This is a genomic window from Anaerobacillus alkaliphilus (assembly GCF_004116265.1).
In the GTDB taxonomy this organism is placed as follows: Bacteria; Bacillota; Bacilli; order Bacillales; family Anaerobacillaceae; genus Anaerobacillus; species Anaerobacillus alkaliphilus.
This window is the reverse complement of sequence record NZ_QOUX01000001.1, coordinates 498,277-519,524: the sequence shown is the minus strand read 5'-3', so window position 1 is coordinate 519,524 and position 21,248 is coordinate 498,277. Positions and strand designations below refer to the sequence as shown.

Here is a 21,248-nt window from a genome sequence, read left to right as displayed (position 1 = left end):
CGCCAATAAATTATGTAAGAAAGGAGCACTACTTACTAAATTAGTTGTGAATTCTAAGTATTTTTAAAGCAACAAACTTTGCGAAAACAGCCTTGTGCTTTAATAAAGCTGGTTAAGATAACTATTCTGAAGTCTTTCCTTAATGTTCTCTGCCGTTGTCTGAGGCAGCTTTGCATGATCAAAAAGTATCTGTGCAGCCGAGGGTAGTAAATCTCTTTCTTCCCAACTACTTACATCCCATAGTTTTGAACGTTTAAATGCTTTCGCACAATGGATGAAACACTCTTCTACTTCAACACCTATCCCAAATAACGGGAGTTTACCATTCACTGACATTTCTTTTAGTATCTTCTCATCTTTCGTTACGCAAGCTTTTCCGTTTATTCTGAGAGTCTCTTCTAACCCCGGAATGATAAACAGTAGCCCTACTTGAGGATTTGCTATAATATTTCTTAACGTATCAACTCTTTTATTTCCTGGTCTCTCTGGAATTACAAAGTGTTTCTCATCCAGAATATGTACGAAACCTGAAGCATCTCCCCTAGGTGAAACATCGCATAATCCATTAGTATCTGATGTAGAAATCATCAAGAAAGGTGACTTTGCAATGAAGTTCTTTACATGATGATCTATATGGTTGATAACCTTTGACTTGACTAAGTCACTTGGTTCTCCAGTAAATAATCGTAAAGCTTCCTCAGTTTCAATTGTTTCTTGAAAAAAATTCAAGCTATTCCCCTCCATTCCGTGCCTCTCTAGCAAACCTTTTTTTACGAATGATCTATCGGCCATTTACTGATGATTTGGATTTCCTTTCATGTAAAGCAATTTCCCATTGAAAACATACGTTCGATTTTATATAATTAAATTCATGAGAGGTGTGGTTCACTTGGAAAATGAAGTAATTGAAAACTATCAACGAGATGAGAAAATGATGATTCTCATTTTTGCCCAGTGGTGTATTAATCACAATTTAGATCCTAAGCAAGTCTATGAACAAGCGTATCCTAACCAAAAAAATAACACCGCTTTGAATGATGCAATTGAGCACACTGTTACAAAAGAAGAATCAGATTATATAGCAACAGATACATTATTAGCGGTATTATCGATGTTCGGCAATGAAGAGCTTGCGTTTGTTATTAGTGAGATGAAGAAAGGCTAGGTGCCTGGCACCCAGCTTCTTTTTCTTGTTAGAACTCTAAAACCTAGCAATAGTCCCCACGCCTTGTCATTGCCTGTCGTATAGAATGTTAACGGCTTTCCATTACTCTCTATAACTAGAGTGTTTTCATTACTTGCCCTTAGAGCAAATGTTTCTTCATTAACCTCAAGCATTGGCAATCCATTTTCTAAGAAAATTACGGCTTTCCCGCCCTCTGAACTATCATATGCACCTAAAAATTGGCTGAGTCTTTCTTCAGAAATCTCATAAACCGGCTCAGTTGTGCGCTTTTGATCCATTGGTAAACCAAGTGCTGTGTTTACCGCAGCCAACCAAATTTCATCTACAGGAACATTAGAAACATTACACAGTACTGAAACGACCAGTTTTTGTTCAGGTATAAATCCGAAATTTGAGGAAACACCTGGTTGGCCCCCACCATGTTCTATTAATGTTCCATTGGCATAATTGGGAGTAACTTGTAAGGCGAAACCATAATATGTGTTCTCCCTGACCTTAAAAGGATTTTCCCACATTTTCTTAACCTTTTCTTCTGACAATAACCCTTTGCCACCATTAATGTATACTTGTCCATACTCTAATAAATCTAAAACTGTAGATCTAATTCCGCCACCAATCTCATAATTCCCTAGCTTTGGCCAAGGTTTCTCTTCTAGTTGCAGTGTTTTTTTGTTGTAATCATATGGAATAGAGACATTTTCATACTTTCCTAGCTCATCAATGCTAAGTGTCGAACGATACATTCCCAAGGGGTTTAGAATCGATTCGGTCACATATCTACGATACAATTTCCCTGTATATTTTTCGATGATTGCCCCTAGAAGTAAGAATGTATCGTTACAATAGCTAAAATATTCTCCCGGTTCACCTAATCGTTCATATTCCTTATCGGCAAGGTAAGCAATATGATGCTTTAATTTTCGTAATTCTTCACGACGAAACATTGGTGCAAGGCCTGTTGTATGAGTGAGTAAATGGTGGATTTTTATTGTGCTAATATCTTCAACACCTACTAATTTAAACTCTGGTAGATGTTGCACAACAGGATCGTCAACCGACAAATGCCCCTCTTCCTCAAGTTTCATGATAGACAGTGCCGTAAAAGATTTGGTTACGGAAGCAACACCGAAGATCGTTTCTGGTGTTACAGGTCGTTTTGTGATCATATCACGATAACCAAAACCTTTTTTATAAATGACCTTACCCTTTTGTGATACGGCCACGGCACAGCCAGGGATATGGTGTTCTTTCATTGTTTTAGCTAAGTATGTTTCAAATTCACTCCAATTTTGCTGAGTCAACTAAATCCCTCATTTCCTATGGATAGTAGTAGATTTATTCGCCATTTCCCTCTTATATCCTTTAAAAATCCTTCGTTAACCTAAATTTTTTTACCTGGATTAAAAATGGACTTAGGATTTTCCCTAAGTCCAAATCAATATTATTTCTCAACCGCATTTCGAAGACCGTTATTTAGTAGTCCATCCCAACCCATGTCCATTGTCGTTCTAATTTGTAAATTTGTCATGTCTGGTCCTGGCCCTTGAATTTTCTCATCTGGAGCACCCCAACCAGAGTGAACCATCGTAAGTTCTGTTTGATCTTCTACTTGTTTTAAATCAAACGATACTTCCCAACCCGCTTCTCCCCAGGTAATTCCAACGTGATTTGGTTCTTCCACTTTTAAGACCTTACAAGAAGTTGGTCCAAACGGTGAGTGGATGGTGAACTCAAATCCCTCTTCCGGTTTAAAATCATTTTCCATAAACCAAGAACTAATTCCTTCAGAAGTAGCTACTGAATTCCAAACCTTTTCAATTGATGCGTTTAATAGAACAACCTTACGGATATCTGGTGTAGTCATTATGAAAACCCCCACTATTGTTATGTATGTACTTCGAGTATACTTTACAGAATTTCGTCAACCTATGTCAATATTATCAAAAAGGAGTCTTGAAAAATCAAAACTCCTTGTATCCGCTAATCCATTTTTCTGCTTTCTCCGACGTTTGCACTCTTGTTCGTCTGCAACTGATCTTTGTATTCAACCAAATCGATGTCACAGCCTAACCCGATTTTTATCGTATTGCCACGAACCACCTTTGCTTTCGTGTATTCTAGTTCAATAACGTCTCCTTCAATCACGTCAACCGTTAACTCACGCGACAATACTTTAAAAAGTTTATCAAGACCTAATGTAGTGCTGCCTTTACGAACAGAGATGGTTTCTCCACCAATTTCTTTCGCATATGATCTACCATGCAAACTCACTTCAATTTTATCAGCATTTAAAAGTCCGTCAATCGTAAAGCTCCCTTGGAAAAAAGCTTCCTCAACCTCACAATCGCCACCTGCTTTTAATAAGCCTTCAACGACTAGTTTTTCACCACGTACACCTTTCGTAACTTTACTCGCGCCCTTCACTTCTAACTTTTCAAAAGCTAGTTCACCATCAATTGCGGCACTACCATTAATCAGGAAATTCCCTGTCGTTACGTCCCCAACAAATTTACTACTACCGTTAATCACAGCTTTCGTTGCTGTAACATTTCCCTCAATCTTACTAGAGCCGTTTGTTTCAAAATCCTCACATTCTACGTCGCCATGAACTTTCCCATTGCCATTTAACCTTACCTTGGCAAACGTTCCACCAGCCGTACTACCGTTTCCATTAATCACTAAGTCACCTATTACTTTTTTTGTTTCCATTGTATTCACCTCTCTAGTTTCCTTTTTTCTCATTTCCAATCGTGGACTTGTTATCTTTTTTTAGAGTTGTTTTATACTCTACATGCTCTATCTCACAGTGAGGCCCGATAGTAACCTCATTTCCACGAACAATCTTAGCTGTTGTGTGTTCTAGATAAATTTTGTCTCCTTCAATAACATGAACGTCAAGGCGTTGTGACTTTCGAAACGGATTTAAACTTCTGCTCTTAATCGTTATTTTCTCTCCGCCGATTTCATTAATTTTGCTAGGTTCGTGCTGTAAATTCATCGTTAACTGTCCAACATTTAAAAGTCCTTTAATTTTCAGGCCACCAGTGACGTCTAACTTTTCCACTGACACATCTCCATCTACATTGGTCCATCCTTTGATTTTTGCGATCTCAGATTGGAAGGTCTCTTCTACCTCTAGTTTTCCATAAACCTTTACCAATTTTGCTTTTAAACTTTGCTTCATAGAGACTGAACCAAACATCGTAAACCGACTAACGGAGGTATTTCCCTCGAATTTCCCTTCACCAAACAGTTTTACTTGCTCACAATGTAGTTCACTTGTAATCCTTCCTGTCCCAACCACTTTGACTTTCTGAAAATGTCCACCTTGGGATCTTCCCTCTCCAATAATTTTAATGTCTGCCATCGGTTCTACCCTCCAATTAATACTTTCTTCTTCAACCTCTCAATCACCTTACTAAGTGGTAGCCTAACGGCAATCTTAGCTGTTCCTTCAATAAATAATTGTTCACTAGTAGGTACTAACAGGACGATCGCTATCCCCATTTTTCGGATTAGCACTAACTCGCAACTTCGCTCTTTTGTCTTTGGATAATGATCCTTGAGCGTTTGTAGTACCTGTTTAGACTCTTGCAAACTGATTTCGCCACTAAGGAGCAGTTCATCTAGTACGTACACATATAAAATAAAATCAAATGAGAAGTCATTGATTAATCCGAATTGCTCAGAAAATATATCTAGCGAAGTTGACGAAACAATGTTTCGTTTCACCAATTCCTCTTTTGATAACCTGAGATCTGTTGGACTTCCCGAAAACATATCGGCCAACTCATCAAGAGATAAGCCGTCTTTCAAATTTATAATTTTATCAATTCTCTCGAGAATTTTATCTCGGGGAAAAAACGTCTCCTGCCCCGTAAATGTAGATTTTCGTATAAACCAATCTTCTGGTACAAGGTTTTTCCGCTTCCAGCGGTACAGTTGACCGTAAGAAATTCCCGTTTCGTTTAGCAGGTCTTTCTTTGAGATTAATTGCTCTTCCATCGCTTTCACCTCCAGCTCTGTTTCGTTGTTTTAAATGTAACATAACACTGTTACGCTGTAAAGGTAAGTTTTGAATTATTCTTTAATTTTAAGTGAGAAGAATTTAATTCTTCCCCAGAAGGAATGGTTCGTGATACCTTATCAACCATCCAAAAAATTGCAATACCTATTACAATAAGTCCACTCGTGAAAATAATTACGGTACTACCTACAAACGCACCAATAACCCCACCGAGTAACGAACCAATTGGCATCGCAATTCCGCTCATGCTAACAGCGGTTGAAAATACTCTTCCTAACATTTCTTTAGGGATGACCCTTTGAATGACCGTATTGATGAGGATATTCGTCGCCCCACCTGGAGCCCACCCTAAGCCAAACACAAGGATTGTAAGCCAAGTCCATGGCATAATCATAGATAATGCCCATAAAATACCTGCTAAACCAAAGGCTCCAGCATATACACTACCAATTTTAAATCGTTCTAATTTTAGGAATGGCGCAAGCAAGGCACCCATTAACGAACCGAGTGCTGCTGCCATTAAAAGAAACCCATATATCTCTGGTCCTCCTTGCTCAGAGGCATAGGCTGGCAAGACAACAAAGGTGGCACCAATGACCATATTTAAGACAATGGCCCCTAATAGCAATCTAGATAAGAATGTCTTAAACAACAATTGAGCACCTTCAAGCAATTCATTATGATAGGTTCGTATAAATTGTTTTAAATCTTTCTCTTTTGAATGAATTCTATTATCTGGGAGACGAATCTGTAGAAAAATTAGCAAACCTATAAGAAAGGTCAAAGAATCTATAAAATAGATGGTCACTGCACCAACGCTTGCTATTAAGATCCCGGCAATGGCATTAAAGGACATTTCAACACCTTGGTAAGCAAAAGTAAACAGTGAGTTACCTTTCATTAACTGATGATCTTCAAGTATTTTCGGAAGGGCTGCGGATTGAGCTGGGTACACAAACATATTGAAAGTCGTAATAATAGGGGTAACAATTAACACTAACGTCACACTTAAAAAATCAAAATAAGCTGCAACCGGTATGATTAATAACAAGATACATTGAATGAATTGGGTGATAACTAAGATCGACTTTAGCGCATATCTATCGATCAGCGGACCTGATAAAAATTGAATAATTCTTGGGAAAAATGAAAGAAAGCCAGCTAAGCCTGTATATAAGGTCGAGCCACCCAATTCAAATACCAACCACATCGCTGCTACGGCGTAAAGACTATCACCGATATTTGTGATAATTCTGCCAAAGAATAGTGCGCGAAAATTTCTGTTTTGGAAAATCGATAAGTAACTGCTCATAGCCCCTACTCCTTTTCTACCGTATCAACTATTTGAATACCAATCGCATATTCTTTTGCATTTTCATTTTTCCCAGTTTGTTTTACCCATTTTTCTAATAATGCCTTAAACTCTTCTGTCAATTGATCTCTTTCTTCTTCGGTTAGCTGTAAGCGTAAATTCAATTTCGTAGAAAAGTCTGATTGGAAGTTTTCTGCTAAAGCCGGGTCACTAGTATCTGGACCTCCATCGAACCATTTCGCTTTCGATTGATAATACTTTTCAGTGATACCGTTAATCTCCTTTGTCTCGACTAAATCAACTAGCCCACCCTCAAATAGTTGCTTCATGTGATAATGAATATTCCCTGGAGATTGACCCAAAATTGTAGCTACCTGTTTTGCAGTCCTCGGTGTCTCAGCAATCGTACTAATAATCTTCACCCTCGTCGCATTCCCTAATAATTTTGATTGTTCTATCGTTATTTTTTCACCCATAGTAAACACTCTCCGTACTAATTTTATTTAACGTACTATTTTATTAGTACGTCTTGTAAATACAGATTAACACGATGTAAAAATATTGTAAATAGGCAGTTCTGAAAAATGGGAACTTTTAATACCTTTATAAAAAATTCCCTATAAAGGAGCTATCCTTATGTTCAATTCGTTAAAATGTCTTAAGGTTACTGGTGAAGGAACTATTTCAGTCACACCCGATCAAGCAAATATAACCCTGGGTGCTATCACAGAAAACCGAAATCTTCAGCAAGCCCAGGAAGAAAATACAACCATTATCTCTAACGTTATTACTGGCCTTGTGCAACTTGGAATAAGGAAAGAGAACATTCAAACGGTTGTCTATCGAATTGAAACCCTATACGATTATCAAGATGGGACCCAAATTTTCCGGGGCTATAGAGTAAACCATCAACTATTAATTAAAGTGGAAGAAATTGATCAAACTGGTCGAGTTGTAGATCTTGCCGTAAGTCTTGGAGCAAATAGCGTAACGAACATTGAATTCACAGTGGCCCAGCCTGAAGTTTACTATCATCATGCACTTCAAATGGCACTTCATAACGCTACTCAAAAAGCACTGTCTTTAACATCCCAATTACCAGTTAACCTTAACCCTATTCCATATAAGATTGAAGAAGTATCAGTACATCCTTCTCCTCCTATTCCTTATGTAACACCCATGCTAGCCAAAGCTGAAACGACTCCAATTCAACCAGGTGAGATAACAATTTCCTCAACAATTAAAGTAGAGTATCAGTACTATTAAAAAACAAATACCCCTTCCTTACATAAACTTTTCGTTTTATCGAAAAATATAAGAATGAGAAAGGGGGACTTGTTTTGAAATCAACATCTAAAGAGAAGACACAGGAAAAACCATTACTTTGGTGGCAACTCTCTCTGTTAGGGGTTGCTTGTACAATTGGGACAGGCTTTTTCCTTGGTTCAAGTATTGCCATTAATATGGCGGGACCTTCTGTTTTGCTTTCTTATGCATTAGCTGGTTTAGGAACTTATTTTGTTTACGAAGCTCTCGCGAAAATGATGATTGCCGATCCACAAAAAGGATCATTTCGTACATATGCAAAACAAGCTTATGGCCGTTGGGCTGGCTTTAGTAGCGGTTGGGTGTATTTCCTTTCAGAAATGTTAATTATGGGAAGTCAGTTAACTGCTTTATCAATCTTTACAAAATTTTGGTTTCCAGACATTCCTTTGTGGATTTTTGCTTGTATTTACGCAGTGTTAGGATTGTTAGTCATTTTAGCTGGTTCTAAAGGATTTGACCGTATCGAAAATCTACTAGCCGTCCTAAAGCTTGCGGCGATCGTCATGTTTATTATTTTAGCGATTATTGCGCTTATTGGATTATTTGGAGGTGCTAATGATCCAAATGCCCTTCCAAGAACATATGAGGATGTTTTCCCACGTGGCGTTAGAGGCTTTTTGCCATCACTAATCTTTGGATTTTATGGATTTGGTGGAATTGAAATTATTGGGCTTTTAGCCATTCGCTTAAATGACATGAAAGAATCACTAAAGGCCGGAAAGGTCATGTTAATATCCCTTACCGGCCTTTATGTAGCTTCAATTGGATTATCATTAGTTATGGTTTCTGTCAATAAAATTACGAATGACACAAGCCCCTTTGTTACTGCTTTAGCTAATTATAACGTTCCGTTTATGACTCATATTTTTAATGGCGTATTTATTATCGCCGGGTTTTCAACAATGGTTGCTTCGTTTTTTGCTGTGATTCGAATTTTAGTTACATTATCAGAGGATGAAGATGCACCTGCTGGCTTAGCAAAACGGATTAAAAACGGGACAATAGCTATTAATGCCATCTTGCTAACGACTACAGGGATTATCGTATCAATTATTTTAGCAATTATTATGCCTGGCAAGATTTATGAATATATTACAACCGCTGCCGGTCTAATGTTGTTGTACAATTGGCTATTTATCATCGGTTCCTATGGTAAAATTCATGAAGTTACGACTGGTGATAATGTGAAACGTTTTGTCGGTGTTGCTCTCGTCATGTTGGCAGTATTCGGAACCTTGTTTGATGCTCTTAGTCGACCTGGTTTCTTTGTAAGTATCGCATTTGTTGGCATCATTGCCATTGTCACACTCTTCATGAAGCAACATTGGAAAAAACCGAAGAAACCGAAGATGCCATCTGTTTTCACGAAAATAAAACAGTAGCAGCTTGAATGCCAAAGTACACGCCAAAACCAATTAAAGAAATTCCAGACAGAACAGATATCGTAACTAGGAACTTACTGGTGAGGAAACGTCGTAAATTACTCGATAACATTGCCATTGTTAGGTCCCATACAGTAATCCCAATAAAGATTGCTCCAGTGTATAAGATGACGGTTGACATGTCATTGTTATTCACGGTTTTAGCTAACACAGAACCGAAAATACCTAACCAAAACAAGATTGTTAGTGGATTGAACAAAGAGATGAAGAAGCCAGAAAAGAAGGATTTAGAATATGATTCCTTAGTTCGTTCAACAGGGTCCATTGATGCAGCCTCTTTCGCACCAAGGATGCTTTCAAACCCAGTGTAGACCAACACAAAGAAACCAAATAACCAAAGAAATGTCTGCATAAATGGAATTTCAAGAAAATGGACGACTCCTAAAAATACGAGCAGCATGTAAACTCCATCTGCGATCGTGGCCCCAAGTCCCACAAGCCAAGAATGGAAGAAACCATTCTTAATACCACGGTCCAGCTGGGCAGCATTTACAGGACCAATTGGTGCTGCTAATGACAGTCCTAAAAATATGTAACCTAAAATAACACTCATCTAAAAACATCCTCCAGTCACTAAAGTTGTACTAACCGCGGGACAAACTTACCGCTTGTAAATTGTATTCAGTGAACCAAGGTCTTACGACTAGAGGATGTATTTTTTTATATTTTATTGGCTGGAGCAGTTCTTAGTGCTAAATGGAGAAGTTAGTTGAAATATGCACCAGATTAAACTATATTCACCTAAAAAATGGATAAGTTAGTCATAATAAGCACAGGATTAAACAGCTTTCCCCTAACATATGGGAAAGTTAGTCACAATAAATCCTGAATTAAACCTGATTCTCCCAACATGTGGAAAAGTTAGTCAAAATAAACCCTGGATTAAACAGGATTTTCCTAACATATGGAAAAGTTAGTCAAAATAAACCCTGGATTAAACAGGATTTTCCTAACATATGGAAAAGTTAGTCAAAATAAACCCCGGATTAAACAGGTTTCTCCTAACATATGGAAAAATCAGTCATAATAACTCTTGAATTAAACAGGATTCTCCTAACATATGGAAAAATCAGTCATAATAACTCCTGGATTAATCAGCATTCCCCTAACATATGGAAAAACCAGTCAAAATAAACCCTGGATTAAACAGGATTCTCCTAACATATGGGAAAGTCAGTCACAATAAAGCCTGAATTAAACAGCATTCTCCTAACATATGGGAAAGTCAGTCACAATAAACCCTGAATTAAACAGCATCCTCCTAACATATGGAAAAGTTAGTCAAAATAAACCCTGAATTAAACAGGATTCTCCTAACATATGGGAAAGTCAGTCACAATAAAGCCTGGATTAAACAGCATTCTCCTAACATATGGAAAAGTTAGTCAAAATAACACCATAGACCCCCTCATTCATCCAAATTACTCGTGATCTACAACAAAAAAACAGACCCACATCCATGCAGGTCTACTCCTTGTCTAACTCAATCTCCACTTGTTTGCCACCAACAGCCAAAAATGTCATCACTTCTAAATCCGGTTTAATCTTCGTCAATCCTTGTAAGTACGGCTTAACAAGATCTTTATAGTCTTCACAAACGCCCTCTTCTTGCAGCTGGCTAAACACATACATCTTATTCTCTTCAATTAAAAATGATAAGTAACCAATTGCTTCATTACGGTCAGTTACAATATTTAGAACTTGAGCGTTCTGGTTAATAAATTCTGGTGAAAAATAGATTTGCACAATAAAGCTCTCCTTTCTCTGTTAATATTTCACGTTTTCACTGGAATTAAACTCCTCAGTTTACACAAACTATTTTCGAAGGAGGGATTTTGATGGAAAACAACGATCGTTTTGAACAAATATATGAGCAGTACCGCCAAAATGCTGATATAGAAGAAATGAATATTAACGATGGTACAGAACATATTGTTGCCGTGCGAAAAAATGACGAAGGTGACCTAATTGCTTTTAAAACGAGCTCCGGCAGAGAGTTAGATTACGTAACCGCCTTAAATGATGCCAAAGCAGGAAAGCTTGCTCATGTAGATGTTTTTCATAAGTATGGCCGCGACATCCTACGAAGCGAGCCTGATGGAATCAAAGAAAATAACTTAGATAATTTACCCGAATTCTAATAAAAAATTAGCTTGGAGAATCTCCAAGCTAATTTTCTAACGATTTACTATGTACTTTTGCTTCGTTAATGCTAAAGCCTCGACAGAAAAGCAAGCCAATTCAGTTGGGATCTCCTCTAGTTGAAACCATTGCACTTCGGATATCTTGTCAGGTTCCATGTTTTTCATCGTACCCTTAATGTTCTTCGTAGTATAAATAAGTGATAAGTAATGCTCACTCGAAGATAAATCAATCGTCTCAGCTGTACATAGCAACTTAGAAATCTCTATATCCAAGTTGACCTCTTCTTTGATTTCCCGAATAACCGTATCCTCCAAGCGCTCTAGAAACTCTACTTTCCCACCTGGAATACTCCATTTGTTAGCCTCAGGAGCTTTTTTTCGTAGTACCAATAACACTTCATTTTTTTCATTCAAGATCACTGCACCTATTCCAACAACAATCATTTTCCAACCCCATCTACTATTTTATACCGTTTTATTTTTCCCATCTTGTTGCTTAACTTTCTGACCACCAACCATAACTCCTAGCGTTATACATCCAACGATGATAATATAGCATATCATTCCTACGTTGGAGAATGAAATAGTCGTAAACTTCATATCTAACCAAATCACATAAAACGTAAACACAGCAAACTGAAATAGCACAACAAGTAGACGAAGCACCCTCCTGCCAAAACTTGACCTCAAAGAAAGTCCATCAAATAAACCTAGCAATTCAAATGGTAGGGACCAAAGGATGACACAAAACGAGAAAATTATTGCCGCAATCCAACTATCTATCTGAATCAAAGAAAATAAACTCATGATCAATAACAGAAGAGTTAACCCACCGAGATAAAGACCTAGGATTAACAGAATCACTACTAGCGTTAATAGTATATTTTTCAAGCCCTATTCACCACCTATTACCTGTGGAAATATATCCTCAAAATTCATCGTTTCCGGACCTTAGCTGCTGAATACAGAATACCCCTCTTTCAACAGAGGTCTCGATGTAACCAATAATCTGGTTAAGCGTAAAGATTCTTAATCCTTGCCCGATAACTTCTACATCGTACTCCATATCACCTAATATATATGGAAGAAAAGCTACAACATCTCTACCTTTCACCTCATCTAAGTCGATCATTTCTCCATCTTGATTTAACGTATTACGTAACTGATCAGTAGATCCATAGTAGTTTAATAGCTTGCCATTCAATAACTTAAAATCCTGATGATATGATGGGAGAATCGAATGATCAGCTTCTATTCGATTTTTCAACCAAGGCTTGTAAAATCCAGTTAACCAAATATCATCAGCGATCAAATGGGTGTAATACCCTAGCAGGTAATCACGATTGCTGTGCTCGCTGTACTTTTTGATAAAGCCGGAAAAATCAATACCTCTAGTATAGTCACTCAAATTACCTATGTAAAAATGTGATATATCTTTCGTTGAAACGGCATCTGGAGCAAGACTGCCCAATAAAAATGAGGTGCGATCATCAATTGACAAAATATCTACTATACGATTGGCAATTATAGCATGCATAATTCTTGAACCCATGCGTAATCCTCCATTTAGGTTTTAATAACCATATAATACCATGTAAAATATATACTGTGTCATACAAAAAAGAGTATGAAATGATCATACTCTAAAATAGCCTTGGTGGCTCATCAACCGTTAGTAGATCAGACCCTTCATTTTTCGGTGAATTCACTAAGCTTGAAACTTGGTACGTCAACATCTCCTCTTCTGGAAACGGTTGTAAAAACTTTTGTAATTCACTTACATCACTAAGAGATCGATCAAGCCACAGCTGTTCCTTCTCCCTTGGCAAAATGACCGGCATCCGATCGTGGACTTCTTGAACAAGTTCATTAGGTGTTGTCGTGATAACCGTACAGGTATGTAAGGGCGAGCACCCATTTTGGAACGTTTCCCAAAGGCCAGCAAATGCAAATAGGCGTTTATCTTTAAAGGTAATGTACATTGGGATTTTCCCTTTGCCATCTCGCTTCCACTCGTAAAATCCATTGGCAACAATTAAGCAGCGACGCTTGCTAAAAGATTGTTTAAAGCTTGGTTTTTCAGCCAATGTTTCCCCGCGCGCATTGATTAACTTGTGCCCGATACTAGGATCTTTCGCCCATGCAGGTACGAGTCCCCACTTTAAGTAGCCAGCACGATTTTTCATTCCGTCATTAATAATCGCCAGCACCTGCTGACTTGGTGAAATATTATAACGTTTTTCATAACCAGTAAGAGACAACTCTACGTTAAATCGTTCTTTAATCTCTTCTTCCTCTGCCGTTAAAGTAAATCTACCGCACATAAACGAATTTCCTTTCTTGAAAAAATATAGTAACAGCTTTGCCTAATTTACATCAATCCAAAATCTCTTTATGACATTTCCATCTTTTTCAATAAAATCGCTATCCGGAACACCACCATTATTCACAATCGTCTTTAGTGAACCTACATTCCTCTCATCACAGACAACAAGAGCTCTTTCAATACCGATCTCTTTTGCTTTCTCTAATGATTGCTTTAATAGTACCGTTGCATAACCTTTCTTTCGCTCAGACGGACGAATTCCGTACCCAATATGCCCACCTCTAGTTAATAAATGCTCCGTTAACTCGTGTCTTATATTAACCACACCGATAACTCTTTCAGACTCGTTCACAAGCCAATAGGTTGAGTCGCGTACCCATCCCTCTGGAATTCCAATCCCTTCTTCATTATTAGCCAAGAATTGGAGCATCTCCTCAAAATTAGATGGGTCTTTAGAGATCACCCAAGGAATCATCGTTTCATTACTTTCCTTCCATTCTTCATAAAAAGATAGATACTCGTTCCTGAATTCCATTGCCGGTTTGATTAGATAAACAGTCATATAATAACCCCTCAACTAAAATTTTTGTTATTATAACACACTACTAATTAATTGGAATAGTTTTCTAGTTCGAATCTACTAATTTTCATAAAATGGAAACCTTTTACAAATTGGTTCGTATAGATACTAGAACCTTTCATATAGTAGTAAAGGTTATTAAATCGTAATGGAGGAATTATGTTGAAGAAAAAGAGTATTGGAGCTGTGTCTCTATCAGCATTACTATCATTAAGTCTACTTGCCCCTAGTGTTGGTGCAACAAGTCTGTATGAGCCAAATCATGAGGAAAAGGTAAAAATTCAAGTTGCATCGGTGAATGTCGTTTCAAAAACAGAATTAATTAAACGAGTTAAAGTGCTTTTTCCAGGGAAGTTTGATTTTCTATCAAATAATGATTACCACTTACATTCAGGGCATCGTTTTCCAGAAGATAATGAGGATATCATTCGTTACAGCCTTAGCTTTTCGAAAGAGGTAGGTGGCAAGTACATTCATGGGAACTTTGAGTTTGTTGGTGAGGAACTTGAATTAAATGGTTTTTACTATCGCCCAGCCAACGAAGCAGATGCTCTATTCCCAGCAAAGGTATCCAAGGATGATGCACAAAAAATTGCTGATGAATTCCTGAAAAAGTTAACAAAGTCTAGTAGTAACTATAAACTGACGACTAACCATTATCATTATTACAGACCTAATCAGACGCTAACAGAGCCAATCCGCTATGACTTTTCGTATGAAAAATTTAAAGATGGTGTCCCTATCTCAAGTCAAAACGTTCATATTACGATCTTAGGAAATGGGGAACTAATTCAATTCAATGGACCTTACTATCAGACTCATAATTTCACTTATGAAGATGTAAAAAATGCAAAGTCAAAAGAAACGATCCTAAAGCAGATTAAAGACAATTTCACTGTAGACCTACAATATTTCATTGACTTTGACTACAGAACACAAGAAGCAAACGTTCAATTAGCATATATACCTCTTCAAACTGTTACAGGCGTTCACGCAACATCTGGGAAGTGGATGGTACATAACAGTTTTATTGAAACTCTACCAGCGAAAAAAGAGTTGAAAATGTTAGTAGACCAGCCTCTCAAATCAAAGTATACGTCGTTTTCACTAAACGATGCAAAAGCACTAGCTGAAAAACTCCTCAACGTTGATGACATTGAAGGGGTTAAGTTAAACATTGATGCCATTGATGAAAGAACAAACCACCTTGGCAAAGAAGTTATTTCTGTAAACTACATGTATCATACAGGGAATTCCGGAACTGGAACTAACTTTGAGGTTGACAAAAACACAGGAGCCATTCTTCAATACCACGACTTGAAAGAACAATTGCTTCGTGACCTTGGTAAGAGTAAAAAGCCTGTGAAAGAGCTTTCTTATGATGAAGCTTTAAAACTAGCTGTCGATTATGCGAAAGAATATGCTCCAAGCTACTTACACCTTTTTGCGTATCCAACAATTGAAGCTAGCTCTAACCAAAACGGCTTTACCATCTCATTCCCGAGAATTCATGACGGCTTAGTAGTTGCAAATGAAGGACTGAACGTTGGAATTAGCCATGATGGCGCATTAAATTCTTTTAACGTAAACCTTTTTGAAATTGACAAGTGGCCTTCGAAAGAAAAGATTATCTCTGAAGATACAGCACTAAAAGAGTACCTTAAGCATCTCGACATCGAATTAAGGTATTTGAATAACTACTGGGATACAAAAAGTAAAGAATACAACTTAGTTTACACGACTAAATATCACGAAGATTATCAATTGATTGATGCTCTTACAGGCAAGTGGACCAGTAATTACCGTAACCAAGAAGAAGCAGAAAAGCCTGTCGTTACAAACCATTGGGCAGCAGAAGAATTAAATTTTATGATTAATGCTGGGATTATTAAAGTAAAAGATGTAGAGACGTTTAACCCAAATGCATCTACAACAAAAGGGGAAGCCCTTGAGGTTATTATGAAATCACTCACTAGATTTTACGATTATTATTATGACAGAGGAGAACAATCCTCACATACTTTTGAAAACATTCAGCCAGATCACGAACTATATCAAATCGTAGAACGTGCTGTTAATCTAGGAGTACTAGATAACGAGAAAAAACAATTCGCTTACGATGAGCCTCTGACACGCCAAGAACTAGCCGTTTGGTATGTTCGTGCCCTTGGCTTAGAAGAAGCGGCGAAACACGGTAACATTTATAAAGTTAATTTTGCTGATGCTGGTAAAGTTTCTGACGAAAACAAAGGCTACGTTGCTTTAGCAAATGCGCTAGGGGTCTTAACTACTAGCAATAACAGATTTAACCCTGAGCAAGAAGTTACTCTTGGACAGTTAGCTGTATCTAACTTCCGTTTAGCCCGACTTGTATATAATGATAACCGTTTAAATCGCTATTAAAACAGGAAAAGCTAGGGATCTCCCTAGCTTTTTTTCTATAGAGTCATACCTACAATTTCATCTACCCACTGGTCGTTCATTTCTAAACCAACCATTTCACATAAACTCTCATGTATTTTCTTAAATTCAGGTATGATGGCCTTTGTCACCTTAAAAATGTCTTCCCGATCTCTTTTACTATACCAACCTTCGAGGAGTGATAATTGCCAACCTTCTAATCTACTTCGGCTTCCTTCTATCTTTGCCCAATCTCCAAATGTGTTTGGTTGAATTCCTGCTACCATAAACCAACCAGTGGTAATAGACAAGCGTAAGTTATCAATACATTGAAGAGCATAATAGATTTCCCCTCTTTGTACTCTGCGATAAACCTCATGAACATAGGAAAAAAATTTCGTGCGCCAGATGTCAACATCCTGAAGCGATGGCAAATAAGATAGTTTCCTTGACTTCTCTACCACTTGGTCTACAAATCCTTGCGAGTCTTTAACAATTTTTATTTCTTGAAGCCAAACCGATGGCTGAATACCCTTGATATGGTAGTAAAATGTATCAACCTTAATGAAAGTATCAAAATGCGCAATACTATATGTTGTCCATGGAAAATCTTCAAAAAACAATACGTTTCCCCATGTCTTCGCTCGTTCCTTTTTATTCAACCGATACTGTTCAAACATATCGTCTTTCACAACAATGCGAAGGTCGATATCAGAATACAGATCAGTACAGCCATTTCCTATTGAGCCACCGTAAAAGACTGCTAAAATATTGTCGTCACCTAATAAGTCTCGTTCAATAGCATTTATTAGCTTTTTACGTTGTTCTGGGATTGCTTGATCCCTCTTGGTATGATTTCGGATATTTTCGCCCATCAAATCCACTCCTTATAATCGTTCGTATATATTAAAATCAACGCTCTCTCCGTATCTTAGATAACTTATAAAACTACTATAAATTACTAATATTATATACCAATCATCTACCTTTTACTGGCAAAAATTGTTCCTATACAGCACTCTGGAAATAATCTACCATAATACTAATTAGTAAAAAGGATGTGTAGAATGAAACAGGAGTTTAAGTGGTTTTTCGCAGGAACTAGTTCTGCATGGTTATGCTATTTTATCATCGTAATACTTGAGCCAAATCATCCATACGAAGTGGTCTGGACTGCTTTATTTTTGTCATCATTTTTAATTTTTCCACTACTATTGCTAATAGGTATCCCATTTTATGTCGCATACTTTACTCTCTTAATACTTAAAGCCCCTAATATTAAGCAAAGAACAATTGTTTATGGTACACTTTCGCTTCTGTTATTGCCAGGGTTAACGATCTTACATATGCACGTAAACAATTATTTAACTTTGGCTAAAGTGTTCCCTTCTGGACTAGAAACGCAGTACGAACTCGTTATATCTAACCTTAAAGATGAAATGTACTCAGATATTGAGGTAATTACTCGCACATATTCGCCTCCTTACACAAGTAGTATTGGTGCTAGTTCCATAAGCGGAAGTAGCTCCTCAATCGATCTATGGATTTATTATAAAATTCCACATTTACCTGTGAATTGTGGAAATAGTGGCGGGTGCGAATTTATTTATAGCGAAGAATACGATATACAAACTGGTCAGCTTATAAGGCAATACAACAGCATCTCTTTTTACCACGAAAAATGGGCTCCTGGCTTTACAGGAGAATATCAACTTGATGGTCAATTATATTCTATTCGATATGAAACATATGAATACGGTCAGCCAATCCTTCATATAGATCCAGGATTCACGCTGAAAATTGAGCACAGTCAACCAAACTTTATCACTGGAACAGTAATAGCAGGTGATGAAAGGTTGACTGGGAAAACAGTTAGTCTAGATAAAAGAGAGTCAAATATTATTTCTTTTCAAATTGAAAATGAAGAACCACAAGACTTAATAAAACACTAAAAGGAAGAGCTTGAGAATTTTTTTCTCAAGCTCTTCCTTTTAGTTAGAAAACCACTCTTTAACATCTAATCCACCATTAAATGTCTTATGATAATATTCATTATTCTTAGCATTATAGAGATAATCCTGACTCCACACGTCTTTGTTTTCTACAATCTGCTTAATCGCATTAATAATATATAATAACTCGGCATTTGTCATTGTTGGGTGCAAGGAAAGCCTTACCCAACCGGGTTTTACAGATAAATCTCCTTGATCAATTTTAGTCGTAATCTGCTTGGATTGCTCCGGGGTAATCCCGAGTAAATAATGACCGTAGGTACCGGCGCAAGCACATCCCCCTCGAACTTGAATTCCGTACCGGTCGCATAGCAATTTTGTAATTAAATTATAGTGAATGCCATCCATATAAAACGAAATGACACCTAAGCGTCTTCTGATATTTTTTTCTAAAATGTGTAACCCATCAATTTCCCCGAGTCCGTCAAATGCTATCTTTAACAGCTCTTGTTCACGTTGTTTCATTTGTTTTGTACCCATCTGTTCTTTTAAGCCAATACATAGTGCTGTTTTAATCGTCTGCAAAAATCCTGGAGTTCCGCCATCTTCCCTTTTTTCAATATCGAGGAAATAACTTCTTCCCCCCCATGGATTTGTCCACTGTACAGTACCACCACCTGGATGATCTGGCACCTTATTTTTATAAAGATCTCTATTAAAAATTAAAACTCCACTGGACCCAGGACCACCTAAAAACTTATGAGGCGAAAAGAAAATTGCATCTAGTTGCTCCATCTTATCTTTTGGTCTCATATTAATGTCAACATAAGGGGCAGAGCATGCAAAATCCACAAAGCAGACCCCACCATATTCATGAATTATTTTTGCCATTGCATGATATGGTGTCTCAATCCCAGTAACATTTGAACATGCAGTAAATGCTCCAATAATATAGTTACGGTGTTTATACTTTTCTAGTTCATTCCGAAGATTTACTAGACTAACCAGATTATTTTGATCTGGTTCTACCACAACGACATCAGCAATGGTCTCTAACCACGATGTATGATTGGAATGATGCTCCATATGCGTTATTAATACCACAGGTCGATTTTCAGGTTTTATATAAATTCTTTCTTTATATTTTTCTGGTATTCTCAAACCTAGCATCCGTTGTAATTTATTTACTACGCCTGTCATTCCAAACCCATACGTAATAATTACGTCACTATTTTCTCCGGCATTCACGTGCTTTTTGATTAAATCATGAGCATACGTGTACGCTGCTGTCATCGCCGCTCCTGTTACATTCGAGTCCGTGTGTGTATTCGCAACAAACGGACCAATTGTATTAACTAACTTAGTTTCTATTGGTTTATATAAACGCCCACTTGCTACCCAGTCAGCATATAATAGCTTCTTTTTCCCATAAGCGGTTAAATAAGCTTCATTTAATCCAACAATGTGTTTTCTATATTGTTTAAAATATCGTTCTAATTTTGACATCACACTTCTTCCTTTACACATAAGTTAGGAAACGTCTACTCCCTATAGTATAAAGGTAGACTAAAAAGGGTGATTACATTAAAAATAAGCCTCTATCTTGAAGATAAAGGCTTACACAATTACTTACATTCCTGCTGATTTCATCAAGCGTTTCACAATTTCCTGATAATCTTCAGCAGAGACACCAGGTGCAAATTCTTCAGGCAGATCATCGTAATCTGGTTTAGGAGCTCCTTCTGGCATACCAACTATTACTTCAAGTGGCTTTCCGTCCTCAGGATGCGTTCCCGTCCATATTTTATTAATGTCACGGAAGTCAGACGGACTCCATGTATATAGCTTCGTATGGATCCCTGCATCTTCAAATTCTCTGGCTGTTTCAAATGCTCGGTTACTCAAGTTAGGGATTGGCATCATTTTTGTCATATCAACACCTGTCATTACTTGAATAGCCTTTGCGTAAGCAACTACATGAACTCCTCCACGTACGAGAAGGTAACCAATCATTCTTCGAGCGGTAGGATGCTCGGTCATTTCATAGACTCTCATTTTATGTGTTCTTGCTCCACATTCTAAGAAAAAGTTATGGATTAAATCAAGCAACAAATTACCGCTGTTAAAAACATTGTCCCCTGTCCATGGTCTTCCATGGGAATCTGCAGGTTTCGCTGTTTGGGCCGTATCAATAAAATGATGGTGAAAACGCAAATCCTTGGCATTTTGTAGCGGAGCTATATCTGGATCTCCAGGGAATGTCGTATTCTCTAACATAATATTAATTGTATGGGAAACAAGCTCCACATGAGCAATTTCTTCAGCAGTAATACTCGCCACTAAATCATAAAACGGCTTAAATTTTTTCTTATTACGAAAGTTAAACGATTGATACAAATAATTATTTAACGTAGACATTTCACCGAACTTACCACCAAGTAATTCCTGAACAACTGATGCTCCATTCGGATCTGCATATTCAGGCTTTGGAAGATCTATGAGTAGTTTATCAAAACGTTGAAACAAGACTTTCACCCCTTTCCCTGTTCA

24 protein-coding genes are annotated in these 21,248 nt (G+C 37.4%); 6 read left to right on the top strand and 18 right to left on the bottom strand.

What is annotated here, in order from left to right:
• Nucleotides 1-99 precede the first annotated feature (99 nt).
• Nucleotides 100-744 carry a pyridoxamine 5'-phosphate oxidase family protein gene (locus tag DS745_RS02750; protein WP_129076667.1) on the bottom strand — a complete coding sequence of 215 codons (645 nt, stop codon included), beginning with the start codon at nucleotides 742-744 and terminating at the stop codon, nucleotides 100-102.
• Nucleotides 745-871: 127 nt separating this feature from the next.
• On the opposite strand from DS745_RS02750, the gene DS745_RS02745 reads away from it, so the two are divergent.
• On the top strand, nucleotides 872-1,165 hold the full coding sequence (locus DS745_RS02745) for a hypothetical protein (protein WP_129077023.1): 294 nt from the start codon (nucleotides 872-874) through the stop codon (nucleotides 1,163-1,165).
• Here DS745_RS02745 and DS745_RS02740 read toward each other — a convergent pair.
• The 7 genes from DS745_RS02740 to DS745_RS02710 form a co-directional block, all read right to left on the bottom strand.
• Nucleotides 1,162-2,487 carry a serine hydrolase domain-containing protein gene (locus DS745_RS02740; RefSeq protein ID WP_241657696.1) on the bottom strand — a complete coding sequence of 442 codons (1,326 nt, stop codon included), beginning with the start codon at nucleotides 2,485-2,487 and terminating at the stop codon, nucleotides 1,162-1,164. The genes DS745_RS02745 and DS745_RS02740 overlap by 4 nt on opposite strands.
• 140 nt (nucleotides 2,488-2,627) lie before the next feature.
• The gene (locus DS745_RS02735; protein ID WP_129076666.1) at nucleotides 2,628-3,050 is read right to left on the bottom strand and encodes an SRPBCC family protein; all 423 of its coding nucleotides are present in this window, start codon (nucleotides 3,048-3,050) and stop codon (nucleotides 2,628-2,630) included.
• Nucleotides 3,051-3,166: 116 nt separating this feature from the next.
• Complete coding sequence (locus DS745_RS02730) at nucleotides 3,167-3,895, bottom strand: polymer-forming cytoskeletal protein (RefSeq protein ID WP_161568153.1); 729 nt, start codon at nucleotides 3,893-3,895, stop codon at nucleotides 3,167-3,169.
• Nucleotides 3,896-3,908: 13 nt separating this feature from the next.
• Nucleotides 3,909-4,553 (bottom strand): hypothetical protein, encoded by a 645-nt coding sequence (locus DS745_RS02725; RefSeq protein WP_129076664.1) that lies wholly within the window; start codon nucleotides 4,551-4,553, stop codon nucleotides 3,909-3,911.
• A 5-nt stretch (nucleotides 4,554-4,558) separates the two neighbouring features.
• Entirely contained in the window at nucleotides 4,559-5,191 is a 633-nt protein-coding gene (locus DS745_RS02720; protein ID WP_129076663.1) for a YhbD family protein, read from the bottom strand.
• A gap of 50 nt (nucleotides 5,192-5,241) precedes the next feature.
• The gene (locus DS745_RS02715) at nucleotides 5,242-6,525 is read right to left on the bottom strand and encodes an MFS transporter (protein WP_129076662.1); all 1,284 of its coding nucleotides are present in this window, start codon (nucleotides 6,523-6,525) and stop codon (nucleotides 5,242-5,244) included.
• Between the two features lie 5 nt (nucleotides 6,526-6,530).
• On the bottom strand, nucleotides 6,531-7,001 hold the full coding sequence (locus DS745_RS02710) for a winged helix-turn-helix domain-containing protein (RefSeq protein ID WP_129076661.1): 471 nt from the start codon (nucleotides 6,999-7,001) through the stop codon (nucleotides 6,531-6,533).
• Between the two features lie 160 nt (nucleotides 7,002-7,161).
• Here DS745_RS02710 and DS745_RS02705 point away from each other — a divergent pair, with 160 nt between their 5' ends.
• Nucleotides 7,162-7,791, top strand: a complete 630-nt coding sequence (locus DS745_RS02705) for an SIMPL domain-containing protein (RefSeq protein WP_129076660.1) — start codon at nucleotides 7,162-7,164, stop codon at nucleotides 7,789-7,791.
• Nucleotides 7,792-7,865: 74 nt separating this feature from the next.
• Nucleotides 7,866-9,236, top strand: coding sequence for an amino acid permease (locus DS745_RS02700; protein WP_129076659.1), 1,371 nt, complete (start codon nucleotides 7,866-7,868; stop codon nucleotides 9,234-9,236).
• Here DS745_RS02700 and DS745_RS02695 read toward each other — a convergent pair.
• Together DS745_RS02695 and DS745_RS02690 are read right to left on the bottom strand one after the other, a co-directional pair.
• Complete coding sequence (locus DS745_RS02695; protein WP_129076658.1) at nucleotides 9,217-9,849, bottom strand: LysE family transporter; 633 nt, start codon at nucleotides 9,847-9,849, stop codon at nucleotides 9,217-9,219. The genes DS745_RS02700 and DS745_RS02695 overlap by 20 nt on opposite strands.
• Nucleotides 9,850-10,763: 914 nt before the next feature.
• Nucleotides 10,764-11,042: a hypothetical protein gene (locus tag DS745_RS02690; protein WP_129076657.1), complete on the bottom strand. Its 279-nt coding sequence runs from the start codon at nucleotides 11,040-11,042 to the stop codon at nucleotides 10,764-10,766.
• A 92-nt stretch (nucleotides 11,043-11,134) separates the two neighbouring features.
• Between DS745_RS02690 and DS745_RS02685 the strand changes: the two genes are divergently transcribed.
• A complete protein-coding gene (locus DS745_RS02685; RefSeq protein WP_129077020.1) occupies nucleotides 11,135-11,437 on the top strand; it encodes a DUF3892 domain-containing protein in 303 nt (100 codons plus the stop codon).
• A gap of 36 nt (nucleotides 11,438-11,473) precedes the next feature.
• On the opposite strand, the gene DS745_RS02680 is transcribed toward DS745_RS02685, so the two are convergent.
• From DS745_RS02680 to DS745_RS02660, 5 genes are all read right to left on the bottom strand, one after another.
• Complete coding sequence (locus tag DS745_RS02680) at nucleotides 11,474-11,884, bottom strand: NUDIX domain-containing protein (protein ID WP_129076656.1); 411 nt, start codon at nucleotides 11,882-11,884, stop codon at nucleotides 11,474-11,476.
• Nucleotides 11,885-11,905: 21 nt separating this feature from the next.
• The gene (locus DS745_RS02675; RefSeq protein ID WP_129076655.1) at nucleotides 11,906-12,331 is read right to left on the bottom strand and encodes a hypothetical protein; all 426 of its coding nucleotides are present in this window, start codon (nucleotides 12,329-12,331) and stop codon (nucleotides 11,906-11,908) included.
• A 37-nt stretch (nucleotides 12,332-12,368) separates the two neighbouring features.
• Nucleotides 12,369-12,992 (bottom strand): zinc dependent phospholipase C family protein, encoded by a 624-nt coding sequence (locus DS745_RS02670; RefSeq protein ID WP_129076654.1) that lies wholly within the window; start codon nucleotides 12,990-12,992, stop codon nucleotides 12,369-12,371.
• Between the two features lie 91 nt (nucleotides 12,993-13,083).
• Nucleotides 13,084-13,764 (bottom strand): SOS response-associated peptidase, encoded by a 681-nt coding sequence (locus tag DS745_RS02665; RefSeq protein ID WP_129076653.1) that lies wholly within the window; start codon nucleotides 13,762-13,764, stop codon nucleotides 13,084-13,086.
• Nucleotides 13,765-13,806: 42 nt separating this feature from the next.
• Nucleotides 13,807-14,328 (bottom strand): GNAT family N-acetyltransferase, encoded by a 522-nt coding sequence (locus DS745_RS02660; RefSeq protein WP_129076652.1) that lies wholly within the window; start codon nucleotides 14,326-14,328, stop codon nucleotides 13,807-13,809.
• Between the two features lie 180 nt (nucleotides 14,329-14,508).
• Here DS745_RS02660 and DS745_RS02655 point away from each other — a divergent pair, with 180 nt between their 5' ends.
• On the top strand, nucleotides 14,509-16,749 hold the full coding sequence (locus DS745_RS02655; protein ID WP_206662907.1) for an S-layer homology domain-containing protein: 2,241 nt from the start codon (nucleotides 14,509-14,511) through the stop codon (nucleotides 16,747-16,749).
• A 35-nt stretch (nucleotides 16,750-16,784) separates the two neighbouring features.
• On the opposite strand, the gene DS745_RS02650 is transcribed toward DS745_RS02655, so the two are convergent.
• Nucleotides 16,785-17,621: an aminoglycoside 6-adenylyltransferase gene (locus tag DS745_RS02650; protein WP_129076650.1), complete on the bottom strand. Its 837-nt coding sequence runs from the start codon at nucleotides 17,619-17,621 to the stop codon at nucleotides 16,785-16,787.
• A 192-nt stretch (nucleotides 17,622-17,813) separates the two neighbouring features.
• On the opposite strand from DS745_RS02650, the gene DS745_RS02645 reads away from it, so the two are divergent.
• Nucleotides 17,814-18,698, top strand: coding sequence for a hypothetical protein (locus DS745_RS02645; RefSeq protein WP_129076649.1), 885 nt, complete (start codon nucleotides 17,814-17,816; stop codon nucleotides 18,696-18,698).
• Nucleotides 18,699-18,737: 39 nt separating this feature from the next.
• Here the strand turns inward: DS745_RS02645 and DS745_RS02640 are convergent, their stop codons facing one another.
• Both DS745_RS02640 and DS745_RS02635 read right to left on the bottom strand, forming a co-directional pair.
• A complete protein-coding gene (locus DS745_RS02640; RefSeq protein WP_129076648.1) occupies nucleotides 18,738-20,204 on the bottom strand; it encodes an aminotransferase class V-fold PLP-dependent enzyme in 1,467 nt (488 codons plus the stop codon).
• 123 nt (nucleotides 20,205-20,327) lie between these two features.
• Entirely contained in the window at nucleotides 20,328-21,224 is an 897-nt protein-coding gene (locus DS745_RS02635) for a manganese catalase family protein (protein ID WP_129076647.1), read from the bottom strand.
• Between the last annotated feature and the right edge of the window lie 24 nt (nucleotides 21,225-21,248).

Coding starts and splice junctions, on each gene's coding strand:
- DS745_RS02750 (WP_129076667.1), bottom strand. CDS start 744: ATGGAGGGGAATAGCTTGAATTTTTTTCAAGAAACAATTGAAACTGAG.
- DS745_RS02745 (WP_129077023.1), top strand. CDS start 872: ATGAGAGGTGTGGTTCACTTGGAAAATGAAGTAATTGAAAACTATCAA.
- DS745_RS02735 (WP_129076666.1), bottom strand. CDS start 3,050: ATGACTACACCAGATATCCGTAAGGTTGTTCTATTAAACGCATCAATT.
- DS745_RS02730 (WP_161568153.1), bottom strand. CDS start 3,895: ATGGAAACAAAAAAAGTAATAGGTGACTTAGTGATTAATGGAAACGGT.
- DS745_RS02725 (WP_129076664.1), bottom strand. CDS start 4,553: ATGGCAGACATTAAAATTATTGGAGAGGGAAGATCCCAAGGTGGACAT.
- DS745_RS02720 (WP_129076663.1), bottom strand. CDS start 5,191: ATGGAAGAGCAATTAATCTCAAAGAAAGACCTGCTAAACGAAACGGGA.
- DS745_RS02715 (WP_129076662.1), bottom strand. CDS start 6,525: ATGAGCAGTTACTTATCGATTTTCCAAAACAGAAATTTTCGCGCACTA.
- DS745_RS02710 (WP_129076661.1), bottom strand. CDS start 7,001: ATGGGTGAAAAAATAACGATAGAACAATCAAAATTATTAGGGAATGCG.
- DS745_RS02705 (WP_129076660.1), top strand. CDS start 7,162: ATGTTCAATTCGTTAAAATGTCTTAAGGTTACTGGTGAAGGAACTATT.
- DS745_RS02695 (WP_129076658.1), bottom strand. CDS start 9,849: ATGAGTGTTATTTTAGGTTACATATTTTTAGGACTGTCATTAGCAGCA.
- DS745_RS02685 (WP_129077020.1), top strand. CDS start 11,135: ATGGAAAACAACGATCGTTTTGAACAAATATATGAGCAGTACCGCCAA.
- DS745_RS02680 (WP_129076656.1), bottom strand. CDS start 11,884: ATGATTGTTGTTGGAATAGGTGCAGTGATCTTGAATGAAAAAAATGAA.
- DS745_RS02670 (WP_129076654.1), bottom strand. CDS start 12,992: ATGGGTTCAAGAATTATGCATGCTATAATTGCCAATCGTATAGTAGAT.
- DS745_RS02665 (WP_129076653.1), bottom strand. CDS start 13,764: ATGTGCGGTAGATTTACTTTAACGGCAGAGGAAGAAGAGATTAAAGAA.
- DS745_RS02660 (WP_129076652.1), bottom strand. CDS start 14,328: ATGACTGTTTATCTAATCAAACCGGCAATGGAATTCAGGAACGAGTAT.
- DS745_RS02650 (WP_129076650.1), bottom strand. CDS start 17,621: ATGGGCGAAAATATCCGAAATCATACCAAGAGGGATCAAGCAATCCCA.
- DS745_RS02645 (WP_129076649.1), top strand. CDS start 17,814: ATGAAACAGGAGTTTAAGTGGTTTTTCGCAGGAACTAGTTCTGCATGG.
- DS745_RS02640 (WP_129076648.1), bottom strand. CDS start 20,204: ATGTCAAAATTAGAACGATATTTTAAACAATATAGAAAACACATTGTT.